This is a genomic window from Streptomyces sp. NBC_00885 (genome assembly GCF_045207475.1).
Lineage (GTDB): Bacteria > Actinomycetota > Actinomycetes > Streptomycetales > Streptomycetaceae > Streptomyces.
In genome coordinates this window covers 6,210,072-6,236,241 of the sequence record NZ_CP108796.1, presented here as the reverse complement: position 1 = coordinate 6,236,241, position 26,170 = coordinate 6,210,072, and the positions used below count along the sequence as shown (strand labels likewise).

Genomic DNA, 26,170 nt, shown 5'->3' with positions numbered 1-26,170 from the left:
CTCAGACTGCTTCGGCCCGGCGCTGCCAGGGGCGGCACAGCCCCAGGAAGCAGCCCAGCGCGCCCAGCGCGCAGGTCAGTTGGACCACCGCCATCGGGACGGCCGTCTGCTCGCCCGCGATCCCGACCAGCGGTGAGGCGATCGCCCCGATGAGGAACGCGGACGTGCCGATCAGCGCGGACGCCGAGCCCGCGGCGTGCGGGGTGCGCAGAAGGGCCAGGGCGTTGGTGTTGGGCATCACGAGGCCCATCGCGGACATCAGGACGAACAGGCCCACGGCGACGGGCAACAGGCCGACCTTGCCGAAGACCCCCGAGGTCATCAGCAGCAGCGCGGTGGCCGCGAGCATGACCACGCCCAGGCCGAGGCCCAGCGCCTTGTCCAGGCTGACCCGGCCCACGAGCACCTTGCCGTTGATCTGGCCGAGCGTGATCAGGCCGACGGAGTTGACACCGAAGAGCAGGCTGAAGGTCTGCGGGGACGCGCCGTAGATCTCCTGGACCACGAACGGCGAGGCGGAGATGTACGCGAAGAGCGTGGCGAAGGCGAGCCCACCGGTGAGCGTGTAGCCCGTGAAGACCCGGTCGGCGAGCAGCCCGCGCATGGTGCGCAGCGCCTCGCCGACGCCGCCGCCGTGCCGCCGCTCGGGCGGCAGGGTCTCGTGCAGCCACTTCGCCACGACCAGCGTGAGCAGGATGCCCACGGCGGTCAGGACGACGAAGATGCCGCGCCAGTCGGTGATCCGCAGCACCTGGCCGCCGATCAACGGCGCGATGATCGGGGCGACGCCGGATATCAGCATCAGGGTGGAGAAGAAGCGGGCCATCTCCACGCCGTCGTACAGATCCCGGACCACGGCGCGGGCGATGACGATGCCCGCAGCACCCGCCAGTCCTTGCAGCAGGCGGAAGCCGATCAGCATGTCGACGGTGGGGGCGAGCGCGCAGACCGCGGTGGCCGCGACGTACACGATCATGCCGACGAGCAGCGGACGGCGCCGGCCCCACTTGTCGCTCATGGGGCCGACGACGAGCTGCCCGAGTGCCATGCCCGCGAGGCACGCGGTAAGCGTGAGCTGGACGGTGGCGGCGGGTGCGCCGAGGGAGCGGGTGACCGCGGGAAGCGCCGGGAGGTACATGTCCATGGAGAGCGGCGGCAGTGCGGTGAGACCGCCGAGGACGAGCGTGACCAGAAGGCCGACGCGGCACGCTGCCGTGACGGATGCCGGTGCGGCTCCCGTGGCCGAAGCCGGTGCGGGTCCCGTGGCGGATGCCGGTGCCGGTGCGGCTCCCGTGGCGGAAGCCGGGGCGGATGCGGAAGCCGGGGCGGCGGCCGGTATGTGTCCTTCTGTACGTCCCTGGCCGCTGTCCGGCTTCGGCATCACATCTCCATGTCGTTGAATCCTTCCCTATCCTCTCAGCTCCGCCGCAGTGGTCGAGACCCTTTCGAGACGCCCCGGGCTACACGGGCTTGAGGCCCGGATCGCCCGCCTCCGTCACAAAGGACGCGGCCGTGGTGATCGGCGCGCCCGGTGTGGTGACCGCGCCGAGCGTCCGGAAGTCGGCGCGCGCCTGCTGCTCGCCGAGCGTCACGGTCACATAGCCGCGCCGGCCGTTGTAGAACTTCATGTGCGGGTTGGCCTGGGTGAGGTTGTCCCAGTTGCCGGGCTTGTCGACGCCGTCCTTTCCGCTGCTGATGGAGGTGGCGACGAGTTCGGTCCCGACGGTGCGGGACGCGGGGTCGTCGAAGTCCTTCTTCAGGTCGAGGCCGTAGCCGACATGGACGTCACCGGTGAGGACCATCAGGTTCTCGATACCGGCCGCCTCCGCTCCCGCGAGGACCCGGTCGCGGGACGCGGGGTAGCCGTCCCAGGCGTCCATGCTCAACTTGAAGGTCCCCGTGGGAACACTGCGCCGCTGCGCGAAGGTGACCTGCTGCGGGATGACGTTCCACAGGGCGCGCGAGCTCTGCCAGCCGTCGAGCAGCCAGCGTTCCTGCGCGGCGCCGGTGAGCGTGCGCGCCGGGTTCTCGGACTCCGGGCCCGGGACCTGCCAGCCGTCGCCGTACGCCTGGTCCGAGCGGTACTGACGGGTGTCGAGGATGTCGAACTGCGCGAGCCGCCCGAAGTGCAGCCTGCGGTACAGCCGCATGTCGGGGCCCTCGGGCTGCTGGGGCCTGCGCAGCGGCTGGTTCTCGAAGTACGCGCGGTAGGCGGCGGCCCTGCGCAGCAGGAACTCCTCCGGCGGGCCGCCGTTCTCGGGGATGTCGCCCGCGTAGTTGTTCTCGGTCTCGTGGTCGTCCCAGGTGACGACGAAGGGGTGGGCGGCGTGCGCGGCCTTGAGGTCGGGGTCCGACTTGTAGAGGCCGTAGCGCAGCCGGTAGTCCTCCAGGGTGACGGTCTCCCGGTTGAAATGGGCGGGCAGACGGCGGTCGGTGTAGTTGCGAGCGCCGCCGACGGCGTTGACGGCGTACTCGTAGAGGTAGTCGCCGAGATGGAAGACGACGTCGAGTTCCTGTTCGGCGAGATGCTTGTACGCGGTGAAGTAGCCGTCGTGGTACGCCTGGCAGGAGACGGCGGCGAGCTTCAGCTCACCGATCCGCGCGGACTGGGCGGGCGCGGTGCGGGTGCGGCCGGTCGGGCTGATCCAGCTCCCCGCGCGGAAGCGGTAGTAGTAGGGGCGGTCGTAGCCGAGGCCGGAGACCGCGACATGGACGCTGTGGTGGAACTCCGGGTGGGCGGTGACGGTTCCGCGCCGGGCGACACGGGTGAAGCGGGAGTCGTGGGCGAGCTCCCAGCGCAGCGGGATCCTGGCGCGGGGCAGGCCGCTGTCGGGCTCGTACGGACGGGTCGCGAGCCGTGTCCACAGCAGTACGGAACCGGGCTGCGGGTCTCCGGAGGCGACGCCGAGGGTGAAGGGATCCTCGGTGATCTTCTTGGCGTCGAGTTCGGCGGCGTGGGCCGTGCCGGGCAGATTGACGGCGAACGCGAGTGCGGCGGCAGCACCGGTGACGGTGAGAAACCTGCGACGGCCGATGTGCCGGGCGGCGGCCCGGAGCTCGGGTGCGTGCGGTGCGGGTGTCATGTGCCCCTCCCCTGACGTGTGTTGTCCTTTCGCATTGGAGTAGGGGCCGACGACTCTGTGCTGTCGAGTACACAACATCCGCATGTCGGTCGGATGAGTTCCACGTACAGGTACGCGACTACGCTGCGCGTGCATGAACGCTGTTGCGAAGATTGCGGTAGTGACGGGAGCGGGCTCGGGCATCGGCCGGAGCGTGGCGCTGGCTCTGGCGGAGGCGGGCTGGTCGGTGGTCCTGGCGGGCCGGCGGGCGGAGTCCTTGGAGGAAACGGCCTCGCTGGCGGGCGGGGATGTCCTGTGTGTCCCCACTGATGTGACGTCACCGGCGGATGTCACCACGCTGTTTGCAACCGCGCACGAACGCCACGGCCGTGTTGGCCTGCTGTTCAACAACGCAGGCACGTCCGGCCCACGGGTCCCCTTCGAGGACATCTCCTACGAGGACTGGCGCGCGGTGGTGGACGTCAATCTGACCGGCGCGTTCCTGTGCGCGCAGGCGGCGTTTCGCATGATGAAGAACCAGTCACCGCAGGGCGGCCGGATCATCAACAACGGCTCGATCTCGTCGCATGTGCCGCGCCCGCACTCGGCGCCGTACACGTCGACGAAGCACGCGATGACGGGCCTGACGAAGTCGCTGTCGCTGGACGGGAGGGCGTACTCAATCGCGTGCGGCCAGATCGACATCGGGAACGCGGCGACGGAGATGACGCAGCGGATGCGGGCGGGGATTCTGCAGGCGAACGGGGAGGTGGTGGTGGAGCCGGTGATGGACGTGGGGCATGTGGCGAGGACGGTGAGGCACATGGCGGAACTGCCACTGGAGGCGAACGTCCAGTTCGCCACGGTGATGGCGACGGGGATGCCGTACATCGGGCGGGGGTGAGGGGGGCGGGGGGTTGCTGCGGCGGGGCTGGCGGGTCCGTGGTGCGGCCCACGGGGCTGCCCGGAGCCGCGGGCGCGCCGGTCCGGGGCGCGGGGCCACGGGGCTGCCGGGTGCCGTGGGGTAGCGGGTCCGGGGTAAGGGCTTCGGGTTGCCCGGCGCCGCAGGGTGGAGTCGGGACGTAGAAGCACGGGGTGGGGTCACTTCCATCCCTGCACCCGGGCGCCCGCCCTCATCTTTCGGCGTCCGCCACCCGCGCGAACCCCACCCGTGAATGTGTCGGCTCCGCATATCATCCGGGAACCCTCACACGGCAGGCGGCTTCTATGAATCACACGCTGGACCCCATCTGGGACACGGTCGACGACCTCCACACCTGGCTGGAGGCGGAGAGTGACCTGCCGCCCCAACAGGAGACGCTGCTGCGGATGTTGAAGCTCACCGAGGAGGTGGGCGAGGTGGCGCAGGCGGTCGTCGGCGCGACGGGCCAGAACCCCCGGAAGGGCATCACGCACAGCTGGCAGGACGTCGAGTCCGAGTTGTGCGACGTGATCATCACGGCGATGGTGGCGCTCAGGACGCTGACGCCGAAGGCGTCGGAGGTCTTCGCGGGACATCTGCGCCGGGTGTCGGAGCGCTCGCTCAACGCCGCGTCATAGAACGCCACGTCAGGGCGCCGGCGCTTCCCAGGGCAGCGCCTCGACCGTGCCCAGCGGCCAGCGGTGATCCCGTTTCCTCGACGGATCGAACTCTTCCGCCTCGCTCGCCTGCTGTTCCCGCCACCGCACCTGCTCGTAGTGCAGCGCGGGCCGCGACAGCCGGCCGACCGACGCGTGGCACGCCCCGATGACCTGGGCCAGCACGAGCGAGGCCGCCGCGTCACTGCCGGGGTTCCCGGGACGGTCATGCGGCACTCCGTACCACTCGGCGACCTTCTCCAGCGCCCGGCCACCGGACCGGTAGCGGTCGGCATGCCGGTCCAGGATCAGCGGATCACAGACCGGAAACAGTCCTCCGGGGCCTCGGTCGGAGAGCGGTCGCAGCCCGTGGCGCAGTAACTCGGACTCGAGCAGGGTGAGTACGTACGGCGCGTGCCAGACGACCAGCAGTTCCTTGGCCACCAGCTGCCCGGCGAGATGCGTGGCCAGTTCGTCCAGCGCCCGGGACGCCGGAACACCATGAGCACGTGCCTCGTCCAGGGTGATGCCATGCGTCGTGCGCGGGTCGACGGCGAGTCCCGGTCCGGGATCGATCAGCCAGTCCCGATCGCGCCCGTCGGTGGTGCGTACGGCCGCGGCGAGGATCCGGTCGACCGCGGTGCGACGGCCCGTCGCCGCGATATCCACGGCCATGAGCCGGCGGCGGTGCCATCCGGGATGCCTGCCGCGGGGCGGCGGCGCAGGCTCGCGCGCGTGCTCGGGGTGGCAGACCTCCCAGCCTCCGTGCCTGCCCGGCGGCAGCAGGATCCCCTCCCCGGCACGCACGGTCTCGCCGCACACGACGCACGGGCCCTCGTACTGGTTGGTCCGAACTGATGCGTTCACGGGGGCAACTCCGGGCGAAGGCGCCGGGCGGAGGCGGCAGACGAGTCGTGCTGTACGCCGGGTCCTTCTGCCGCACCTTTCTGACCTCAGCTTATGCGAGTCGAATCGGCTGGTGCATTCCGATCACAAGACAAACCTGCGGAGGGTGCTCCGTTACGCGGGCGGGTCCACCAAGCAGCGCTGGGAATGAGCAGCTGTGCTTGAACCGGCGTCCCGGCTCCTTGATCGTCGCTCCCTCTGGCCGGCTTTGAAGGTTCACACGGTGCGCTGGCACCAAGGTGTCCTCGTCCGCGGTCCGCATCACCTGTCCGGCGGGACGCCGTGGACACCTCCGGCTCCCGGTACGGAGCATGGTGCGCCCATCGTGTCCGGAGCCAGTGGCTGTGGCTGCACGCCCGCGCGGGCCGTCGAGGTCTTCCGCAGCATCTGGTACTACACCGTCGGCCAGATCCTCGTCCGCGCCCACTCCGTCCGTTTCGGCGGATCGACGACGAGCGCGCCATCACCCGCGAGTCCTCCTTCGGCAACCTCGACGCATCCCAAGGTGCCGCACCTGGCCGCCATCGGCGACGAATGGCCGCCCTGGCCGGGCGGGACAGCTACCTCCAGAGCCTGCGTGCGTTCGTGGCCGGGCTGCTGGCACAGTCCGCGTCTCCGCACCCTCGAGCCGATCGGTCGACTCCCGCTGAGGGCACACGGACGGGCGGACGCGATCCGATCCCGACTCGCCGCACGCGGCCTCAAGGCCATCACGGTGGACACCGCCGGCCGCCTCCAGGGTGGCGAGCTCGATGTAACCCTCGTTTGGCTCTCCCTCTCCGGCCGCCAAGACGCCGCCGCCTTGCGCCGGAAGATCGGCGCCTGCACGTCCTGCGTTCCTGCCACCGCATCGCCTGCGCCGTGGTGGCCCGCGCGGGCTTCACGCACTTGCTGGGCGGGGTGCGAATCAAGTAGTCACGGAGCAGTTGGGGCGGGCGTAACCCCTGGCGTCCGTTGAAGCGGCCTTGACGGCCTTTGCGATTCAGCCGTCGTACTGAAAGCGCGCCGGCTCGCCAAGCACCAAGCTGGCGCTCTCGAAGTCGGCCAAGCGAGCCGCCACAGTGGCCACGGCGAGGCGTTCCGGGAGGGCGGCGGAGAACTTCAGGCCGCGTACGGCCCGGCGGTCCACGTCGGGCAGGACGAGGTTCTCGCCGACGTTCTCGCGGGCCACACGCCAGGCGTCCGGGGTGAGGTTCTCGCGCAGGCGCAGCCAACTGTCGGTGGGCCGTTGCAGGGGGTCGGTGACCGACTGGAGGGTGGCCGCCAGGGTGGCGTTGGCGCGGTAGCCGGCCCAGGTCCACCAACGGACATCGGAGCCGACGCGTGTGATCAACGTGCCGCCCGGGTGGACGGTGTCAGGTGCGTCGGTCTCGCGCTGCTCGGCCAGGCACGCCTCCGCCCGCCGGGTGAGGGAGACGGGCGGGTTCATGCCGAGCAGTACCTCGCGCATGGCGCGCGTCAGGGCGTACGACAGTCCGGCGACGCCGCCGTTCATCCACTTGGCAATTCCGCCGCCGTCGGCCGGCTCGACGAAGACGCGTTTGCGCAGCCAGTCGATGTACGTGACCTGCCAGCTGCGTCCGCCGAGTAGCAACCGCCTGGGGCCGGGGCGTTCCTCGGTGAGCACACTCGGGTCGGTGCGGCCGATCTCCGTGCGTCCGGACAGGACGGTGAACTGCGGAGGTGCGGTGAAGGAGGCGGTGAGTTCGATGAAGTGCCGTTTCCCGAAGCGGCGTTCCGCCTCGGGACCGATGAACAGCATCCCACCGTCACTGTCGAGGTAGCCCTCCTCGGTGAGGAAGCGCAGGATGGGGGCAGCCGATCTATCGAAGGGGGCGAGGCCGTTCCACTGCCGGTCCCACAACTGGTCGCCGAGCTTGTGCTGTTGCAGGGTGACGGCGAGCAGTTGCTGTGCCACCAGGTGACGCGGCCCCGGCGGGGGGACGACCGGTTCCACCCAGCCCCGCGACCACAGCAGCAACAGGCCCGCCGCCTGCAGCAGTGTGTCTTTGCGGGTGGTGAGGAACAGACAGTTCCGCACAGTCCCGGGACGCCGGCCGGTGCGGCCGATGCGCTGCAGGAACGAGGCGACGGAGGCCGGTGAGTCGATCTGGATGACGCGGTCCAGGTCACCGACGTCAATGCCGAGCTCGAGGGTTGACGTGGAGATGATGACGCAGTCGCGTGCCTCGGCGAACGCCTGCTCGGAACGGGTGCGTTCATCGACGGAGAGCGAGGCGTGGGACAGGAAGACAGTCACCTCGCGTGCGCGGAGCGCCGCGCCCAACTCCTCGACCTGGCGGCGCGAGTCGCAGAAGACGAGCCGCTTCTCTCCCCTGTGCAGCGCCGCGATGAGTTTGGCGGCGTTGTCGAGGGATCCGACGTAGTCGAGTTCCACTTCGCCCGCAGGCCTGCTGGACGGCTCGGGGCTCGCTTTGGCGCCGTGTCCGCTGCCGTCGGTGGCCAGCAGGTGCACTCCAGGGGCGACCACCTGACCGGTGCGGCTGCCGACGCCCGCGCCTTGCAGCCAGTGCAGCAACTCGGCCGGGTTGCCGACGGTCGCCGAGAGCCCGACGCGCTGGATGGGCCGTCCGGTGACCCGCTCCAACCGTTCGAGCACGGCGAGCAGGTGCCATCCCCGGTCATCCCCTGCGAACGCGTGCACTTCGTCGATGACGACGGCCCGCACGCTCCCCAACAGGCGGGCGTGGTCAGTCTTGACGCCGATCAGCATCGCTTCGAGCGACTCGGGCGTGGTCAGCAGGATGTCCGGCGCCTCGGCCCGGATACGCTGCCGTTGCGATTCCTTGGTGTCACCGTGCCAGAGCGCGGCGCGTCGCCCCAGCCACTGGGCGTAGGAGTCGACGCGGCCGACCAGGTTGTTGAGAAGTGCCTTGAGCGGACACAGGTACAGCACAGAAGTACCGGTCCACCTCTGCTCGGTCATCGCCGACAGCAAGGGGAAGCAGGCCGCCTCGGTCTTGCCCCCCGCCGTCGGCGCCAGCAGTACAGCGTCCTGTCCCTCCATGAGAGGCGTGATCGCCGCACACTGCAGGGGACGCAGATCGGGCCAGCCGAGGGTGTTGACGATGTGATGCAGGACGACGGGGTCGAGTCGGTCCAGCACGTCGGCATCCTCGTCGCCCTGGTCTTTCCCGGCCGGGAGTCCCGCGTCCGCCATCACAGCTCCAGGTCGATGTCATCGGCCGACGCGGAGTCTCCGGAGACCGTGGCGGCCAGGTTCCGCTCGACATCGGTGAGTTCGCTGCCGGCGACGGTGAGCCGGTAGTGCTGCCGGGGGTCGAAGTCGTCGAACTGGTCCACGCGGTCGAGCACGTCCCCGACGAGTTTCTTCAGGAACAGCCGGGGAGCCACTCCGACCTTCCCACCCAGCGCCCCGCCGACGGCCACCGCGAGGTCCGCGACATACACGTCGTCGACGACCTTCCGCACACGGTCGGGCGCTTCTGCGGCATCGGCGTACAGGTCACGGATGGTGAGGCCGAGTCCGACCAAGGACTCCTGGTTGAAGCCGGGAAGCCTGATCTGTACGGCGCGAGGGTTGTCGAAGCGCGGGTCAGTGGTGAAGTCGGTGGCCAGCCGCTGAGCGAGCGGTGCCAGACGCTGCACGCCCTGCTGACCGTCGTAGAAGGCCGGGGTGCCCGTGATGACCAGATAGAGGCCGGGGAAGCGGCCCGAGTGCACCTCGTCGATGAGCTGCCGCAGCGCGTTGAGTGCCTTGTCGCGGGCGTCCGACCGAACCCGCTGCAGCGTCTCCACCTCGTCGAGGACGACGAACAGCCCGGTGTGTCCTGAGTCGCGCAGCACAGTGAGGAGCCCCTGCAGGAACCCGAGCGCACCGAAGTGGTCGAGGTCGCCGCGCACCCCGGCAGATCGTCGGGCGGAGGCCGCCACGTGCGGCTGGCCGCCGAGCCACGCCAGGACGGCCGCCGCGGTCGCCTCGTCGCCGTCCGCGAGGGCGGCGCGGTAGCCGCGCAGCGCGGTGGCGAACGACGGGGCGTGCCGGGAGACCTCGGCGAGCCGTGCGACGAGCAGCTTCTCCACCTCGCCCGGGAGATGGTCCTCGGTCGCACCGGCGGCAAGTGCGTCCTCCTCCAGGGCGTAGAACCAGGCATCGACGACGGGTCGGAGGGCGCTCGCAGGGAAGCTGGAGGTGGTGAGGCGCTCGGTGAGCCGCCGGTAGACCGTCTCCAGCCTGTGCAGCGGTGTCTCGTTCTCCGAGATCTGGATCTCGGCCACGGCGAAGTTGCGACGCTTGACCCGCTCCCCCAGCCAGCGGGTGAAGAACGTCTTGCCGGACCCGTACTCGCCCCGCACGGCCTTGAACACGGACCCGCCCGACGCCACCGAGTCCAGTTCCGCGTCCAGGGCCGCTTCGAACCGGTCGAGTCCGGTGGCCAGCAGGTCGAGTCCGCTGTCGGGCACGGCACCGCGTCGCAGCGCGTCGATGACGGTACGGCGGCGGGCGGCGCTCACCTGTGCGGGGCGCTGGGATCCGGTGGTGCTCACAGGAGCCAGTCTTCCATTTCCACGGGCATGCCCGTACGAGTACCGGATGGCGGCCGTCGATCGGTCCGCGCTGCACGCGGCACCGTGGCGGGGCGCCTACTTCGTTGAATCGGTTGACGGTCACCCGGAGACGCTGCTGGAATCACTCTCCGTACATACGGCCGGGTGGGAGTGGGACGAACGTGGCGGCACTCGACAATGTGAAGCTGAAGGACGTACTCGCGGATGTGGCGTCGGGCTCCTTACAGTTGCCCGACTTCCAGCGGAACTGGAAGTGGGACGACGACAGGATCCGCGCGATCATCGCGACGGTGACGCTGGACTATCCGCTCGGCGTGGTGATGACGCTGCAGACCGGCGGCGCCACCCGATTCCGTTCCCGGACGCTCACCGGAGCACGCCCGGACGGGGATCCGGCCGCGGACCTTCTCCTGCTCGACGGGCAGCAGCGCCTCACCTCCCTCTTCCAGGCCCTGTGGCTGGACGCCCCGGTGGAGACCGCGGACGCCCGTAACAAGCCCATCGAGCGGTGGTACTACGTCGACATCGAGAAGGCCGTCGGCCCGTCCGCGGACCGCGACGAAGCCATCCTGTCCGTCCCGGCGGACAAGGTTCTCCGCACCGACTTCAACCGCACGGTGGTGCTGGATCTGAGCACCACGGAGAACGAGTGCGCGGCCGGTCTCTTCCCTCTGCATCTCGTCTTCGACGCACAGCGTGTGAACCAGTGGATGATGTCGTACGTCAAGGCGGACGAGGACCGGAACTGGAACTTGTGGGGACAGTTCGACGAGTTGGTCCTCCAGCAGGTCCGCGCCTTCCAGGTCCCGATGATCCGGCTGGCCGCCACCACCTCCATGGACGCCGTGTGCGCGGTGTTCGAGCGGGTCAATACGGGCGGTGTGCCCCTGAACGTCTTCGAACTGCTCACCGCGACCTACGCCGGGGACCGCGAGTACGTGGACCGGACCGGGGACTACTACCAACTCCCCGAAGTATGGCGGGAGATCAAGCAGGGCCTGGCGGCCAAGTACCCGGTCTTCGGCCGTCTGGACGGCGGCATCGAGAACGGGCTGAGCAGCATCGACTTCCTGCAGGCCATCGCCCTGGTACGCACCTGGGAGCGGAAGCAGTCGGGCACGGGGGCGACGGTGTCGTGCAAGCGCCGGGATCTGCTGGACCTCCCGCTGGCCGACTTCGTCCGGCTGGCGCCGAAACTCGCGGACGCCTTCGCCTGGGTGGGCGACTTCCTGGAACGGCAGTGCATCGTCCGCCCGAGCGACCTGCCGTACAAGACGCAGCTCGTCCCGCTCGCGGCTGTCCGTGCCATCCTCGACACGGCGCTGGACGGCCTGGGAGCGGAGGAGAAGACCGAGCAGTGGTACTGGTGCGGAGTCCTCGGCGAGATGTACGGCGGCTCCACCGAGACCCGCTTCACCCGTGACGTCGAGCAGCTCGTCCCCTGGATCGCGCAGGACGACCGGGCGCCCGACACCGTCACGGACGCGTTCTTCTTCGCCGACCGCCTCGACAGCCTCACCACCCGCAACAGCGCCGCTTACAAGGGCATCTACGCACTGCTGGTCAAGCAGGGGGCGGTGGACTGGCACTACACGGACAGCCCACTCAAGCCCGGCAGGCTGGACGAGTACAGCGTGGACGTCCGGCAGATCTTCCCCAAGACCTGGTTCCGGCGGGGCAACAGCCAGGACCTGCCCACGAACTCCATCGTGAACAAGACCCCGCTTTCCTACCGCGCGGCGATGGACATGACCGGGGCGCCGGCGTCCTACCTGTCCACGATGGTCGCCGCCTCCGACATGCGCCCCGAGTGGTTCGACGATGTGCTCGCCACCCACCTCATCGATCCGGAAGCACTCCGCGACAACGACTACGAACGGTTCTACAACGACCGTTCCAAGCAGTTGCAGGATCTCGTGCACGCCGCCATGGGCAAGAGGACCATGCTCCGTGACTTCGCGGAGGACGACGCCCGATGACGACCACACCGAGCGGGCAGGACCTCGCCGCGCTCAAGGGCAGGACCGTCCCCGTGCAGGACATTCTCGACCTGTTCCAGGTCAGGGTCCGCGACCACCGGACGGTGCACCGCATCTCGCAGGCACTCACGGACGCCGGGCTGACGACGCTGCCGGACTTCGCCGTCTGCGGCCAGCGCAGCAACGTCGAAGTGGTGCCGCTCGCGTCCGTCCCCGCGCAGGCCGCCCCCGCGGACGTGGAGGAGGACGAAACGGACGAGGCCCTGCCCTCGGCCGCCCTGCCGCAGCGTCTGCTGCTCGGAGACATCCCGTCGGCGCGGCGCGGTCTGGTGTCCGTCGGTCCCGGTACGCCCCTGGCGCAGACCACGTTCCTGATGCGCACGAAGGGCCTCGCGCAGGTCCCGGTGACCACCGGCATGGCGCAGATCCACGGGGTGGTCACCTGGGGGTCCGTCGCCAAGATGTACGAGGCGGGCAAGCAGCCCACGCTGGACAACGCGATGGAGAAGGACTCCCTTCCGGTCGCCGACACCCGCCAGGAGTTCTTCTCCGCCCTGCCGGTCATCCGCGAACACGGCTACCTCCTGGTCCGGGGCGACGACGGCTGCCTCTCTGGCATCGTCAGCGCAGCGGACGTCACGGACCGCTTCGAGGGGGCGGCACGGCCCTTCTTCATCGTCGGCGAGATCGAGTCCCTGCTGCGCCGCTGCCTGGGTGCGGCACTGGACGAGGAGACCATCAAGGCCGTTCAGACGAACAAGAAGGCCGAGCACCGCACCGGCCAGGTCTCCGACCTCATGTTCGGCGACTATCTGAAACTCCTGGACGGCGACCAGACGAAGACGTCGCTGGCTGAAGCCGCCGACGCCAACTGGGAAGCCCTGAAGTGGCCCAACATGCCCAGGGAGCAGTTCATCGGCCGTCTGAAGCAGGTGAAGGACATCCGCAACCGGATCGCCCACTTCGATGAGAAACCGCTTCCGCAGGAGCTGCTCGACGAACTGACGACGTTCGCGAAGCTGCTGCGGGCGTTCGTGGCCTGAGGCGGCGGGCGGGGATACCAGGAGAGGGGTGCCGCGTGCCGGGGCCGCTGCCCGGGTGCCTCCAGGCGAACACCAGAGGCACCCCGAACCCTGTCAGCCCACGCGGAGGGCGAACTGCTCGCGCAGCAGCCCCTCATGGAGACGTAGCGTGCGTCCGTCCGGCAGGGTCTCCAGCACCTGTACGCCGTCGTAGTTGAGGAGCTGCCGCAGGACTGCGGCGAAGCCGTCGCCCCGGGCGGTGGGCATGCCCGCCCGCTGGGCGAGCGCGGTCACGGGCAATGTGCCACCCGCGTCGAGTAGGGCGGCGAGTGCCTTGTGGACCTGCTCCTGCTGCGGCTTGCGGGCCAGACCGTCGAGTTGCACCTGATACGTCTCCGAGTCGAGCAGTGCCTTCACGAGCACCTCGGTCCGGGAGACGAGGGTCGGTGTGAGCAGTGCGTCGTCTCCCCCGGCGGTCAGCGCCACGTCGAACAGCGCGTCGGGCAGCGACTCGGGTTCGGGGTGCTTCTTGCGGGGTTTCGCCGTCCCCTTCTTCGGAGCCGCGCCCGCCGACTGAGCCGAGCGCTCACCCGACACCGGCCTGCCCGCCTCCTTCGAAGCCCACCAGGGTGGCCGCTGGTCTCCCAACTCCCGCCACCCCTTGGGCGGTTCCGCCCCGAACGGCAGGAAGGCGAGCACCGGGATGGTGAACTCGGCGAGGGAGACCCCGCCGTGGTAACCGGCTTTGAGGGCGGTGTAGCGGGAGTCCGCGTCCCAGAGCGCGACGATGGACGCGCCGGGCTCGGGCCAGACCACGCGCGGCCCGGTGAGGGCGATCTCCCGTTCGGCGAGGGGGCCGCCGGGCAGGCGGTGGCGTGCGGACGCGGGCTCGGTGGCCGCGTCGGCCTTCGTTCCGTGCCGGTCGACGACGTGGCCGTGGTCGCTGGTGACGATGACGGCCATGCCCTGCGCCGCCGCCACCCGGAGCAGGTCGCGCAGGCCGGGTACGTCGTCGACCCGCCAGGCTCCGTCGCCGAGTTTCTGTTCCTTGGCGAGCCGGTCGTCGATGGCGTTGAGGACGACGGCGACATGGGTCCTGCCGTCGGTGAGCGCTTCCGTGAGGGCGGGGCCGAAGGTCTCGCCCGCGGTCTCGGTGCGCAGGTCGTCCTTGTGGAAGACGGCGGCCGGTGCCCCGCTCCACAGCTTCAGCGCGGGGAAGAGCCGCTTCTCGTCGGCCTGGGTGCCCTTCATCAGGGTGCCCGCGAAGAGCGATGTCCGGGACACGGCAGTCACGGTGGGGAGGGCGGCGGCCATCGCCCGCCGACGCGGGGTGTCCCCGGCCAGCGGGTCGAACTCGGCCCAGGAGCGGCGCAGTTCCTCGCCGAGTTCGTTCGCTATGGCCGCGCTCATGCCGTCGAGCACGAGCAGCAGCACCCGCCGATCCTCCCCGCGCCGGACGACGGGCCCGACTACCCGGTCGAGGAAGGTCTCGACGGTGAGCATGCTGCGGGGCGGGGTGCCGTCCTCCGTCCAACCTGCCAGCGAGCGCGCGAAGGACGCGTCGATCTGCCGCCGCCGGTCCCTGACGCGCGTGCCGAGCGTGTCGTAGGCGGCCTTGAGGACGGGGTCCGGGTCGCCTCCGGCCTCGATGTGCTCCAGGGCGAGGTCCACCCAGCCGGTCTCGGCCACGTGCCGCTGTATGGCGTCGGCGACGGTGGGTGCGTCGGCGGACGGGTCGGTGGCCAGCCAGAGGGCGAGGCGCTGCCCCATGCGGGCGCGTTCGATGCGGGCGGACTCCTCTGGGTCGGCGGCGAGCCTGTGGTCCGCGAGCAGTCGGACGGCCTCCGTGACCGCGGCCGTGTCGCCCGCCGCGAGGGCCTGGCCGACGGCGGTGAACCGGGCTTCCAGTCCGCCGCGCAGGACGGGGCTCGCCGCGACGGCCGCCTCCGCGCCGAACTGGCGGGCCAGCACGGCGGCCCGGTCGAGCACGATGCCGCTGGTGCGGCGCGCCTCGCGGGCCTGGTCGGCGTCGGAGCCGCCGCCCCGGTGTCCGGCCGTCAGCAGCGTGCTCACGTACTCCTCGGCGGACCGGCCGAAGACGCCCACCAGGGCATCGAGTTGTTCGCCGACGGCTGGGGGCTGGTCGCCGAGGTAGCGTTCGGCACGGCCCCGGGCCTGATACGTCTCGGGGGCGGGCTCGGCGTGCTGCCACAGGGCCTCGCATACGAGGCCGAAGGCGGCGGCGTCCGCGCCGCGCTCGGCGTCGACGAGAGCGAGCAGAGCGCGTCCGGCGAGACCGGCCTGGTCCTCCTCGCCGAGGAAGGCGGTCAGCCCGGCGCGCTCGGGACCCCGCAGGCCCAGCAGCCGCTCGGGGGCTCCGGGTTGGGTCGACCAGTGCAGCAGGGTCTGCGCGTCGAGCCGGTCTTCGCCGGGGCGTCGCGGGCCGCCCTCGGTGTCGTAGCGGCCGAGGCGCAGGCGGCGCTGGGCGAGCGCGGTGAGGGCGTACTGCCGGGGCAGCCAGCCACCGGGCACCGGCGGCCAACCGCCGGGCGGGGTGGCGTCGAGCAGGGCTTCGGCGGCCCAGTTGACGTCCTTCAGGCGTGGGTCGATCTGCCGGGCGCCGAACGCCTCCCGCACGACGTCCCAGCTGTCGACCATGTCGATGCGCTGCTTGTGGACGCGGGCGGTGATCGCCGGGTCGAGTTCGTTCTGCTCGCGGTCGGTGAGGACAACGAGGACGGCGGGGCCGGGGCGGCGGCCCGTCAGGTGGTCGAGGACGAGTTCGTGGACGGCGAGCGGGGAGGGCGCCACCGCGACGCCGGCCGTCCGGCCCTCGCCCCAGGCGGGTTCCGCGGGCCCGTCCCACTGGGCCGCGGACCGCAGCAGCACAACCCGGCGCCTGCCCCCGCCGTCTCCGGTGAGGGAGGCCGCGAGGGAGGACTGCGAGGACAGGTACTGGGTGACGGTCGCGGTGTTCAGCCGGACGGCGCCCGGGACAGCGGCGACGGTGTCCGTCATTCGACGACCTTCCAGGTGATCTCGATGGTCGCGTCGGGGTGGCGGGCGGCCAGTTCGGACAGTTCCGCCTGGAGGTCGGCGGCGGCGCGTGCCACGGTCGTACGGCGGCCACCGGCCGTTCGCGCGGAGCCGCTGCCGGAGGAGGCCGGTGTGGGTGTCTCCGGCGGAGCGTAGGGGATGCGCGGGTCGCTGGTCGGCGTGTTCAGGGACAGGTCGTCGGCCGTGGGCTGCGGCGCGAAGGGAGGGGGCGGCGGGGTGGCGGCGGCCTGGCTGCGCTTCAGCAGGGCCACGACCTCGCGCTGAGTGCGGGCGAGCGCGTCGCGCAGGTCGGCGGTGCGCTGGTCGTCGCGTGCGATGTTGCGCAGCGAGTCGAGCAGTGCCGCGCCCTCGGGGCCTAGTCCGGCGGCGAGTTCGAGGGTGCTCCAGGGCGCGGAGGCGACGGCCTCCGCGACGCTGCGGGCCTGCTTGATGGAGGTCCCGTACCGGTCGGCGCTGGTCTCGCCCAGGTCGAAGGAGGCGAGGGCCTCCACGGTTTTCTTCGCCCCGGCCGCGCCCTTGCCGGCCTCCGCCGTGAGCGCGTCCAGCAGTTGCAGGGAGCGGCGGGCGAGGGCGAGCCGTCCGGTGTCGGCGGTCTGGTCGAGGCCGAGGAAGGAGGCGTGGGCCTCCAACTGGTGCACCAGGTCCGCCGCGTGGTCCCGGTGGGCGCGGGCGGCCTCGATGATCTGGCGGGCGAACTGGTTGACCATCCGGCCGCGCCGAAGGGCAGGAGCCTTCTGCCCGAAGACCGTCTCGAAGCGCTGCCGTGCCGTGTCCCATTCGGACTCGGCGGGCAACGGCTGGCTGCGCAGCGCGTCATGGTCCTTGATCGCGGACAGTTCGGGCGCGGGGTCGAGTACGGTGCCGCCGCGCACCCACACCCGGTCGTCCATCTCGGCGAAGGCGGCGACGACGAGCCTCGCGAGGAAGTCGGGCAGGCCGCGCGGGTCGGGCTTGTCCGTCCAGTCGGTCAGGGTGATCAGAGACAGGTCCCCGGTGACGCCCTGGGCGCTGGCGAGCTGGCGGAAGTGGTCGGCCCAGTAGCGGGACAGCTCGAAGTACGCCTCCTTCTGCTGCCCGAGGCGCAGGGGTCCGGCGATCCGCTGCATGAGCTTGCGGTCGGTGGCCGGGACCTCCACCCGCCCGTCACGCGCTTCCGCGGCGGACCGGACGTGGGTGAACACCTTGCGGGTGTCGGCGGATTTGACGGCGGTGCCGGTGGCGTCGGGGTCGAGGTCGGGGTGCGCCGGGTACTGGTGGGCGAGCAGCTTGCCCGCGACATGCCGGATGCCGCCGTGCAGGCTCTGCCCGAAGGACAGGGTGAGGCCGTCCACGTCGGGCAGCGGGACGAGGTGGTCGTCGAAGTCGGGCACGACGTCGGCGGCCTGCTTCTGGGCGAGTCCGTACGCCTGCTTGAAGGCACCCTTGACCTGCTTGAGCAGAGCCTCGCGCTGGGTTTCGAGGAGGCCCTTGGCGCGGCTGCGGTTGTCGGCGTTGAGGTGGCCCGCGTACTGGGTGTCGAAGCGGTGCTCGTCGGCGAGGGCCTTGTCGATAACGACGAGACGCCGGAAGTCGGCGAAGCGCTGCGCGGACAGGTGGGCGGGCAGCCAGGCGACGATACGGGACCGCTCGCCCTGCTGGCGCTCGCGCAGCCGCCGGATGCGGTTGACGTCCTCGACCGGGCCCCACTCACCCTCGTCGAAGGGGAGGTCTATGGCGATACGCCAGCGGCCGTCCTCCTGCGGCATCAGGTCGTGGTCGGGCAGCTCGTCCTCGTCGGCGACGTTGCCGAACACGATCTCGGCGGTGCGGGAGGTACCGCGCCAGGTGAAGCTGAGCTGGTCGCTCAACTGCCCGTGCTCGACGCCCAGTTCCTCGGACAGCAGACGGCGCGCGAGGGCGACCCGGTTGCCTGGGTTGTCGTTGACCTGGGCGTTGGCGATGACGGAGTCGACGTCGACGCCGGACAGCTCCAGCCGCACGCCGGGGTTGGCGTCGGTGCCGGTCTCCTTGATCTCGGGGAACCTGGCCGCCCACTCGGCGACCTTGTTCTTGATGATGCCGACCTCGGCGCCCGGGATGGGTGCGAGGACCGACCCGTGGTTGAGCGCGCCGAGCCGCCGGATGGTCAGCTCCGCCAGGGAGGGCACGCTGGGCGCGAGTGCCGACAGCAGCAGGGTGCACACAAGCCGGTTGTCGCCGACGAACATGCGGCAGCGGTTAAGGCGCTGCGGGTCGGTGATGGCCTCGGGCCGGTTGACGTACTGCTCGACGTCGTCCTCGGTGATGTCGTACGAGCTGAGCAGGTAGGGCCGCAGCTTGGTCTTGTAGAGCTTGTCGGCGGCCTCGAAGACGACCTTCAGGCTGTCGGTGAACGGCTTGTCGCCGCCCTTGGCGATCACCGGGTAGAGGTCGCCGACGGGGATGAGCTGCCCGAGCCGGATCTCGCCCCGGTGGTCGGCGAGGAGCTCGCCCATCAGCTTCAGACCGGTACGGGAGCGCTGCAGCGCGGACGAGATGTGGACGAGGGTGTCCATGAACGCCGGCGAGAACGGGTACGTCAGCCGGAACGACTCCGCGTCCGCACCGGTCGTGCCCTTCTCCGAGCCGAGGAGGGTGTCCCAGACCTGGGTGCCGACCCGCTTGGTCTGCTCGAAGGCCGCGTCGACGAGCCGTTCCGCCTCGGCGTCCTTCGGCTTGAGGATGCGCGCGTGAGCGATCTGCGGGAGGTTGCGGTCCTCCAGGGTGATCTTGTCGAACCGGCCGGAGGCCAGGTTCAGGGTGTCCTGAATGGAGGCTTCCGCCGCGCCGGACACCTCTTCGCCGACGAGTTCCCGCAGGTCGCGCTGGCGGGCGATGAACGACACGACGGGGATGGCACGTCGAGCGTCACCGCCCTCCACGAAGTTCGTGATCTTGCTGGCCTCGCGGGCCACGAACTTCTGCTCGTGGATAAGCGTCGCAAGCCAGAGGATCAGCTCGTCCAGGAACAGGATGAGTCCGTCGTAGCCGAGCGACTTCGCGTGCTCGGCGATGACCGACAGACCGGCGTCCAGGGAGATGAAGCCGTGCTCGTTCTCGACGGCGTTCTTGGCGAAGCCAGGGAAAAGGTTCGTGCTGGCGTCGTTGACCAGCTTGGCGCGCAGCTCGGCCGGGGTGGAGGGATTGCGGAGGTTGAGCGGGGTGCCGCCCTCGTGGTTCTCCTCGGCGGCGAGGGCGGTGTCGAGGAGCTGCGGGGTCCAGGCGAAGCCCTCACCCCACTCGTCCGTCTCGCCGTCGCCCGCGTCGCCGCCGCCCAGGCCACGGATGACCGCCTCGTCACCGTAGGTGGCACGGTTGGCCCGGATGTCGGCGAAGAGGGAGTCGGTCCGGTACACCTGCGGGGTCGGGGCGTCCGGGTGCAGCTTCTTGACGTGCGTGACGTACCCGCCGAGCACCCGCTGTTCGAGGGCCTTAGCGCCGAGCATGTGGTACGGCACGAGCAGGAACCGCTTGCCGTCCGTGGTCAGCCACTCATGCTTGGTCAGCACCGGGTCGAACTCGGTACGGGCACGGGCGGCCGGGTCGCCGCTGAGCAACGCGTACAGCACGGCCATGAAGTGGGACTTACCGGAACCGAACGAGCCGTGCAGGTAGGCCGCCTTGGAGCGATGCCCGTCGAGCGAGGACTTGATGAGCGCCAGCGCCTCGTCGAAGTTCTCCAGCAGCCGCTCGGTGACGACGTAGTCCTTGAGCGCGTTCTGGGCGCCTTCGGGTGTCGTCGCCTCGGCGAGGGACAGCACGAAGTCCGAAGTGGAGATGTTCTCTTTGATGTCGATGACATCGCGGAGGAAGGGCGGCTGGGCCATTGCGGGTCTCGCTCTCCCTGACGGTGATCGGTACTGCTGCTCGTACTCGGTGTCGTGCGGGGTCCGCCGCGGAGTCCCGAGGCCGGTCCGAGGGGTGGGGCGGGGCTCAGGGGTGCGGATGGCCGGTGCGGCGGGCCGGGTGTCCTGGCCTGAGGCGAGGACGGAACCGGTCATGCGGTGACCGGACGGGAACGACGCTCACGGCATCGGCCGGGTCAAGGTAGACGGGTTCGCGGCGTCTGTACTTTTCGTCCCCCTCGTACTGAACGTCACCCGTACGGCCTGCGCATAGCACCCTACATCCGTACTCCCATCGACCCCGTGCCGTACACCCTCGCGCACCGTCCGTGCGGGCCGCTCCCGTCCCGTCCCGCCGTGAGCACTACGGCCGCCATCGTCCTGACCGGTAGGCGTCCAGCAGTTGTCGGCTCGCGACCGTGAAGGGGTGTTCGGGGCCCAGGCCGCGTTCCCGCCGCTCGACGACGTCGGTCATCAGCGCGATCCCCTCCTCCACGTGTCCGAGCGCGGCCCGGGTCCGGGAGAGGAGTTGCCGGGCGGCGAGCACGATCGGGTACTCGGGCCCGAAGCGCCGCACATACGTCTCGGCGACCCGCCGGATCTCACGGTCGGCCTCGTCGAAGCGGCCCAGGAGGTACAGCGCCCACGCGTGGTTGTGCCGGGCGCCCAGTGTCACGGTGTGGTCGGGGCCGAGGAACCGATCGCATTCCGACGGCAGCGTGAGCAGTGTGCCGCCTTCCTCGGTGACCACTTCGGCAGCGGGCAGCATCTCCAGCAGGCTGGCGCGGGCCCGCAGGGTCAGCGGATGCGTGAGGCCCAGCGCCGAGCACCGCCCGGCGACGGTGTCGCGGAGCAGCGCGACGGATTCCTCGCGTCTGCCCAGGTTCGCCAGCACGAGCTGGAGTCCATAGCCGCTGTCCGTGGTGTCGGGGTCGTCGGCGCCGAACAGGCGCTCCTGGGCGTCCCGGACCGCGCGGAGCGCCGCTTCGGCCTCGGCGTACCTGCCCAGCCGGAACAGTGCCCGCCCTGCCCTGGAGCGGGCGGCGAGGACCGTACGGTGGTCCGCGCCGAGGAGTCGCTGTGCGAGGTCCGCCGCGCTTCGGGCGGTCTCCCAGGCGGAGAGGTAGTCACCGGTCCGGTGCAGGGCGACCGACAGCCGCGTCGCGACGGCCAGGGCGTCGGCGGCGGACGGCCCGCCGATGTGCCCCAGCAGGGCCAGCGCGTGAGGTACCAGCAGGCGCAGTCGCGGATCGTGCGGACCCGCGTCGGGTACGCCGGGCACGGCCGCGTCGAGCAGCCGGACGGCTGTCGTGTCGAGGGCGGGCACCAGGTCCGCGGGGGTCGCCGCCGAGACGCTGTCGAGCAGGATGCCGTGGCTCTGTACGCAGCGCGCGCCGGCGGCGTCGACCAGTTCGGACAGCGACTGGTCGAGGAGGGCTCTGAGGGCTGTCTCGGTTCGGGCACGAGGCAGTACGGCGCCGATGTCGGCGTGGTTGAGCAGGGTCAGCGGCAGCGGCTCGGCAGCGAACCGGGCCAGCAGTCTGAGCAGGTCCGCCGCTTCGGGCAGCCCGCGCGCTTCGAACGCGTCGAGGGTCAGCTGCCAGGTCAGACCGACCAGATGCCGGGGGTCCGCTTCGGACAGCGCGTCGGCTCCCCGGTCGATCAGCTGGACCCGTTCGTCTCCGTCGAGCTGGTCCCCGTAGGCGTCCATCGTCCAGGGGTCGATGACCTGGTGGGAGAGGAAGCCGCCCGCCAGGGTGAGGGCGAGGGGCAGCCGCCCGAGCCGGTCCGCGACCCGCGCCGCCTGCTCCGTCGTACCGCTGTGCGGTGCGAGATCGCGCAGCACGAGCGCGGCGTCCTCTCGGGGCAGTACGCCGATGTGCTGCAGCTCGGCGCCCGGCCACCACCGGGCCGCCGCTCGCCGTGTGGTCACCAGGACAGTGCCGCGGGGGCTGGTGCGCAGCCAGTTGCCGTCCCGCAGGATCTCCGGCTCGTCGGTGTTGTCCAGGACCAGTAACCAGGGTTCGGCGGAACGGTCGAGATACGTCCAGACGAGATCGGCGGCAGGTCTGAGGCCGTTGCGTGCGGCGAGCAGTTCGCCGTCGCCCGCCCCTCGGTCGGCGGCGACGGCGAGCATGCCGGCGCGCAGGCTCGCACGGTCGGAGGCGTTGACCCACAGGCCCACCCGGCCCTGTTCTCCGGTGACCTCCTGGAACAGGGCGCAGGCGACCGCCGTCTTGCCCGAGCCGCCCATGCCGTACAGCACATAGACCTGGCCGCCGCGCTCCTCCTCGACGCTCGCCCGCAGGCGTTCCATCACCTCGCTGCGGTCGCGGAGCGCGACGGGGGGCCGGCCGACCGCCGGGCGTCGCACCGAGTCCGGTCCGCCGTGCTCCGGCCCGTCACCGCCGTAGTGGTGGTGTTCGCTGATGTGCTGGTCGCCCCGCGACTGGTAGACACGTCCCTGGTCCTCGGCGTGGCCGTCCGTCCCACCCGTCATCGCTCTGCGATGTGCTGATCACGTCCCGCTTGGTAGACCCGGGCCTGACCGGACGCTGTGGCGTGCTGGTTGATCTGCCGGGCGGCCGAGCCACCGGGATCGAGTTGGTCCAGCAGCGCGCGCAGTTCCTCGACGGCGGCGGGCCGGGCTACGAGCAGCCGCCGCACCAACCCCTGCCACTGAAGGCGTAGTTCGTCCAGGGTCTCCTGGTCGTCCGTCGCCGCGGCGGCCAGCACGTCCTCGCGGCCGGCTTCCAACTCGGCGGCGACGGTATCGGCGCGCTCGGGTTGCGTCCGGCGCCAGAGCTGTGTGATCCCATCACGCACATGGTGCCAGGCCTCGGTCGCCATCAACGCGACCAAGGTGGTCCCCGCGCTCTGTGCAAGCAAGGTCACTTCTGGGTCCACAGCCGCCCCTCCGTTCACCCGTTTTTCCGACAGCGCAGATGGAAGGTGTCACCTGTCGGGCGTTGGCATGATTTTCTTTCCGATCAATATCATTCCACCCCTGAGCGACATGGGACAAGGAGGAATCAATCTCGCCATTACCCCCGCGGGTCGGGTGTAACACATGGTCAGGCAGGCGAGTTGCACGCTACAGTGAGGCATCCCGACCGATCGAGGGGGCGATGGAATTGGCCAGGCCATGGGAAGCAGATCCGGACACAAGTTTCAAACAGCGGCTGGGAAAAACTCCCCAGGAGTTAGGAAACACAACCGGGACTCCTGACTGCCCGGACATCTGGGAACTGGCCAACGGCGACATCGCCATCATCGGCCGGGACCTCACCCAGTCGCTCGGCAGGAACCTGCCCGACGGGGTCTCGATCGGGTCGGACGAACGCCTCGTGGTCATCCCCAGGAACATGCTCATCGCGGCGAAGCCGGACATCCCCAGTGTTTGACTCCTTCCCCGGCGGCGCCTCCGAACGCCTGGACCGCCCGACGTACCACGCGGACTTGGGACGGGTCTACGCCAACGGGATCGGCTTCCTCAACAAGCTTGAGCGCGGCCAGCACTTCAAGGAGCGCGGCTTCCCGAGCTGGGAGGCCTTCGCCGACGGCGACTGGGAGAGAGCCCTGTCTCTGGCCGACGAGAGGCGCGAGGACTACGCCCAGGAACTCCGCCAGGCGTCGCAATTGGGCGTCACGCACCGCCGCCTCCGCGTCGTGGAATTCCCGATCACGCCGTATGTGCAATGGGAGTTATTCGTCCTGCGCGTACGCGTGGACCTGGGCGACGACATCAAGGTTCTCGACGCTCGCGATATTTCGCACATCGAGCGGACTCGCTCCGTTCCAGAAGTAGTGATTCTCGGCGATGTAGCCATGTATGAGGTCGTTTACGACGAGGACGGAAATGCAGCCGGAGCCAACCGCTACACCGACCGCTCACTGATCCGGGAAACGAACGTCGGATTCGATGCGCTTTATGAGCGTGGTGAGGGATTCCACGATTTCTTCGACCGGGAGATCGTCACCCTGGCCCCGCCCCGGGTGTCCGGTGCTCCGACGGGTTTTCGCGGTTCGCGGTGATCAGCAAGGCGGGTGACGAGCGAGCCCTCGTGCCAACAGATCACCACCGCCCCCGGCGATGACGAGAACGCCCGCCGCATCGGCCGCCCCTTCGGCATTCAGGAGTGCGCTTGCGGTGTCAAGGCTGAGGTTCCTCCAGCTTGATGGCAGTGGCGTCTGCGTCGCGCTGATCAGCGTGTGCTGCGGTGAAAGGTCCGTGGTCTTCCACGACTTCCCCTTCCACGACTTCCCCATCCACCAATCGGTGCGACGGTTCCGCCAGCGGCAAGCTGGAGAGGTGCCTCTTGAGCCTCCTGGCCATCGGAAGGAAGGTCGCAAGAGTGAGCCCGCCAGAGACAACGGCCCCGACGAGAGGGATGGCCTTCGAGACGCTCTTCGCGAAGGTCTGCTTTGTCATCTGGACGCCGAGGTAAGCCGCGACCTTTTTCACTATCGGGTAGATGACACCCTGGGTGAGTGCCTTCTGGGGCAGCTTCTTGGCGACCTGCTCCGCCATCATCCCGGCGACCTTCCCCACAGCGGCGTTCGCCGACTGGGTGCCGAACATCACGCCGAAGAACAGCGTGAGCACCCCCATGGTCGCGTCATCGACGTCATCGCCGTCGTCGGAGAACAGATCGGGCCAGCTGTAGAGGTAGGCGAGTTTCTGCGCGATACGCACCATGTGGCCGAAGTACTGGGCCACGTCGGCGGGCACAGTGGCGGGAAGGGCGAGGACGCCGGGGATCCCGGCAGCGGCGGAGAGAGCGCTGACCTTGGCGGTTTCGTAGCGGATGGAGTCGTTGGCCACCTTGTCGAGAACCTCGACAGTGATGCCCGCCGCAGCGGGGGTCTCTTCTATCGCCCTTCGGATGTCATCCTCGGAGCAGTGGCGAGCCAGCGCACTTCGGAGGTACGCCTCCCTGTTGATACGCACACCCGGAAGCTTTGCTGCCGCCAGCAGCACCGCGGAGAAGCGCGACTCGGGGTTCTCGATCCCTTTGCCCTGTTTCATAGCAGGAACCTACAGTAACTCCGCGCCCCAAGGGCCGGACTGTGTCAGCTCAGTTGGGGGCCTCGCCATGTGAGTGACGGTGGGGAGGGCTGGGTCCATCACGATGTCGATCGTCGCCGGGGAAGCCGACCGCCGTCGCGAACCGAGCGTCTCTGGGCGGACGTTGATGGCCGTGGCAGCCAGCGCCGGCGCGACACCCGGTGAAGCGAGGCGCCAGGGCTGCTGGAGGTGCTGCGGAGGCGGACATGCGCAGGGCCCTCGGCAACCTGCCACAGCGTCCCGCACCCGAACGCGAGTGCACCATGCGCTTCACCTCAACCCCACGCGGGGCCGCCTCGCCCGCCGACTCCTCGGACCAGCCGTCGCGGATCGAAGCACGAAGACACGCTCGACCCTGTCCGTCACGGAGCGACCGCGCGTACGAAGAGCGTCCCAATGTGCCCAGGCTGAGGCGCGTCGAGCACCGTCGCGTCGGCCGTTGCGAACCCGGCCCGCGTGAGCAGGCGCTCCCAGACTGCCGGACGGTAGCTGTAGCGGTAGGTGAACATCGCCTTCCCGGCGAAGCCTCCCTTGTACATGCCCTGCGGCCCGTACGCGCCGGGGATGGCCGGCGGCTGCGAGAACACGAAGACGCCGCCGGGCCTGAGCCGTTGGCGGACAAGGGGGAAGAGACGGCCCGGGTCGGTGAACCAGGCGGCTCCGAAGATCGAGTAGACCGCGTCGTACACCTCCTCGTGCCCGCTCAGGTACTCCAGCACTTCGCAGCACACGAACTCCGCACCGGTAACGGCCCACTTCGTGGTGGTCTTCTCGACCATGACGGGAGACAGGTCGACACCCCGAGCGGCGATGCCGTGCTGAGCAAGGTGGGCGAGGGCGCGGCCGGTGCCGCAGCCGATCTCCAGCACGGAGCGCGGGTTGCCCAGGAGCTCCAGACCGGGTCCGTGACCGGCGTACTGGGTCCAGCAGAAGCCCGGCTCCGCGTCTTCCTTGAAGGCGGAAGTGGCGAAGGTGTCCCACAGCTCCGTCTCGGCGGCGATGTCGTGTTGTACGGGCAAAGCGATTCCTCTTCGCAACGGCTGGCCCCTGTCCTCCGGAGGGCCGAGGACAGGGGCCGGCGTAG

17 protein-coding genes are annotated in these 26,170 nt (G+C 70.0%); 6 read left to right on the top strand and 11 right to left on the bottom strand.

Annotation, left to right across the window (positions count from 1 at the left end; genetic code table 11):
- Nucleotide 1: 1 nt before the first annotated feature.
- Both OHA61_RS28235 and OHA61_RS28230 read right to left on the bottom strand, forming a co-directional pair.
- A complete protein-coding gene (locus OHA61_RS28235) occupies nucleotides 2–1,381 on the bottom strand; it encodes a Bcr/CflA family multidrug efflux MFS transporter (RefSeq protein ID WP_406305388.1) in 1,380 nt (459 codons plus the stop codon).
- A gap of 79 nt (nucleotides 1,382–1,460) precedes the next feature.
- Complete coding sequence (locus OHA61_RS28230) at nucleotides 1,461–3,083, bottom strand: alkaline phosphatase D family protein (protein WP_406305387.1); 1,623 nt, start codon at nucleotides 3,081–3,083, stop codon at nucleotides 1,461–1,463.
- A 133-nt stretch (nucleotides 3,084–3,216) separates the two neighbouring features.
- Here OHA61_RS28230 and OHA61_RS28225 point away from each other — a divergent pair, with 133 nt between their 5' ends.
- Both OHA61_RS28225 and OHA61_RS28220 read left to right on the top strand, forming a co-directional pair.
- Entirely contained in the window at nucleotides 3,217–3,966 is a 750-nt protein-coding gene (locus OHA61_RS28225; protein ID WP_406305386.1) for an SDR family oxidoreductase, read from the top strand.
- 323 nt (nucleotides 3,967–4,289) lie between these two features.
- Complete coding sequence (locus OHA61_RS28220; protein ID WP_361913189.1) at nucleotides 4,290–4,622, top strand: MazG-like family protein; 333 nt, start codon at nucleotides 4,290–4,292, stop codon at nucleotides 4,620–4,622.
- A gap of 9 nt (nucleotides 4,623–4,631) precedes the next feature.
- Here the strand turns inward: OHA61_RS28220 and OHA61_RS28215 are convergent, their stop codons facing one another.
- The 3 genes from OHA61_RS28215 to brxD form a co-directional block, all read right to left on the bottom strand.
- Nucleotides 4,632–5,507, bottom strand: coding sequence for a hypothetical protein (locus OHA61_RS28215; protein WP_406305385.1), 876 nt, complete (start codon nucleotides 5,505–5,507; stop codon nucleotides 4,632–4,634).
- A gap of 1,021 nt (nucleotides 5,508–6,528) precedes the next feature.
- Nucleotides 6,529–8,727: a DEAD/DEAH box helicase gene (locus OHA61_RS28210; protein WP_406305384.1), complete on the bottom strand. Its 2,199-nt coding sequence runs from the start codon at nucleotides 8,725–8,727 to the stop codon at nucleotides 6,529–6,531.
- Complete coding sequence (brxD, locus tag OHA61_RS28205) at nucleotides 8,727–10,076, bottom strand: BREX system ATP-binding protein BrxD (protein WP_406305383.1); 1,350 nt, start codon at nucleotides 10,074–10,076, stop codon at nucleotides 8,727–8,729. Before brxD ends, OHA61_RS28210 begins: the two co-directional genes overlap by 1 nt.
- 182 nt (nucleotides 10,077–10,258) lie before the next feature.
- Here brxD and OHA61_RS28200 point away from each other — a divergent pair, with 182 nt between their 5' ends.
- Nucleotides 10,259–12,076 carry a DUF262 domain-containing protein gene (locus OHA61_RS28200; protein WP_406305382.1) on the top strand — a complete coding sequence of 606 codons (1,818 nt, stop codon included), beginning with the start codon at nucleotides 10,259–10,261 and terminating at the stop codon, nucleotides 12,074–12,076.
- Entirely contained in the window at nucleotides 12,073–13,119 is a 1,047-nt protein-coding gene (locus OHA61_RS28195) for a CBS domain-containing protein (RefSeq protein WP_406305381.1), read from the top strand. The genes OHA61_RS28200 and OHA61_RS28195 overlap by 4 nt, the downstream gene beginning before the upstream one ends.
- Nucleotides 13,120–13,212: 93 nt before the next feature.
- Here OHA61_RS28195 and pglZ read toward each other — a convergent pair whose 3' ends face one another.
- From pglZ to OHA61_RS28175, 4 genes are all read right to left on the bottom strand, one after another.
- Nucleotides 13,213–16,116, bottom strand: coding sequence for a BREX-2 system phosphatase PglZ (gene pglZ, locus OHA61_RS28190; RefSeq protein ID WP_406305380.1), 2,904 nt, complete (start codon nucleotides 16,114–16,116; stop codon nucleotides 13,213–13,215).
- Entirely contained in the window at nucleotides 16,113–20,000 is a 3,888-nt protein-coding gene (locus OHA61_RS28185) for a phage resistance protein (protein ID WP_406307501.1), read from the bottom strand. Before OHA61_RS28185 ends, pglZ begins: the two co-directional genes overlap by 4 nt.
- A gap of 382 nt (nucleotides 20,001–20,382) precedes the next feature.
- Nucleotides 20,383–22,518 carry a tetratricopeptide repeat protein gene (locus tag OHA61_RS28180; protein ID WP_406305379.1) on the bottom strand — a complete coding sequence of 712 codons (2,136 nt, stop codon included), beginning with the start codon at nucleotides 22,516–22,518 and terminating at the stop codon, nucleotides 20,383–20,385.
- Nucleotides 22,515–22,925 carry a hypothetical protein gene (locus tag OHA61_RS28175; protein WP_406305378.1) on the bottom strand — a complete coding sequence of 137 codons (411 nt, stop codon included), beginning with the start codon at nucleotides 22,923–22,925 and terminating at the stop codon, nucleotides 22,515–22,517. Before OHA61_RS28175 ends, OHA61_RS28180 begins: the two co-directional genes overlap by 4 nt.
- Nucleotides 22,926–23,152: 227 nt before the next feature.
- Between OHA61_RS28175 and OHA61_RS28170 the strand changes: the two genes are divergently transcribed.
- Together OHA61_RS28170 and OHA61_RS28165 are read left to right on the top strand one after the other, a co-directional pair.
- A complete protein-coding gene (locus OHA61_RS28170) occupies nucleotides 23,153–23,422 on the top strand; it encodes a hypothetical protein (RefSeq protein WP_406307499.1) in 270 nt (89 codons plus the stop codon).
- Complete coding sequence (locus OHA61_RS28165) at nucleotides 23,415–24,053, top strand: DUF6879 family protein (protein ID WP_406305377.1); 639 nt, start codon at nucleotides 23,415–23,417, stop codon at nucleotides 24,051–24,053. Before OHA61_RS28170 ends, OHA61_RS28165 begins: the two co-directional genes overlap by 8 nt.
- Nucleotides 24,054–24,171: 118 nt before the next feature.
- Here OHA61_RS28165 and OHA61_RS28160 read toward each other — a convergent pair whose 3' ends face one another.
- Nucleotides 24,172–25,047 (bottom strand): hypothetical protein, encoded by an 876-nt coding sequence (locus tag OHA61_RS28160; protein ID WP_406305376.1) that lies wholly within the window; start codon nucleotides 25,045–25,047, stop codon nucleotides 24,172–24,174.
- 401 nt (nucleotides 25,048–25,448) lie between these two features.
- Nucleotides 25,449–26,105 (bottom strand): class I SAM-dependent methyltransferase, encoded by a 657-nt coding sequence (locus tag OHA61_RS28155; protein WP_406305375.1) that lies wholly within the window; start codon nucleotides 26,103–26,105, stop codon nucleotides 25,449–25,451.
- Nucleotides 26,106–26,170 lie beyond the last annotated feature (65 nt).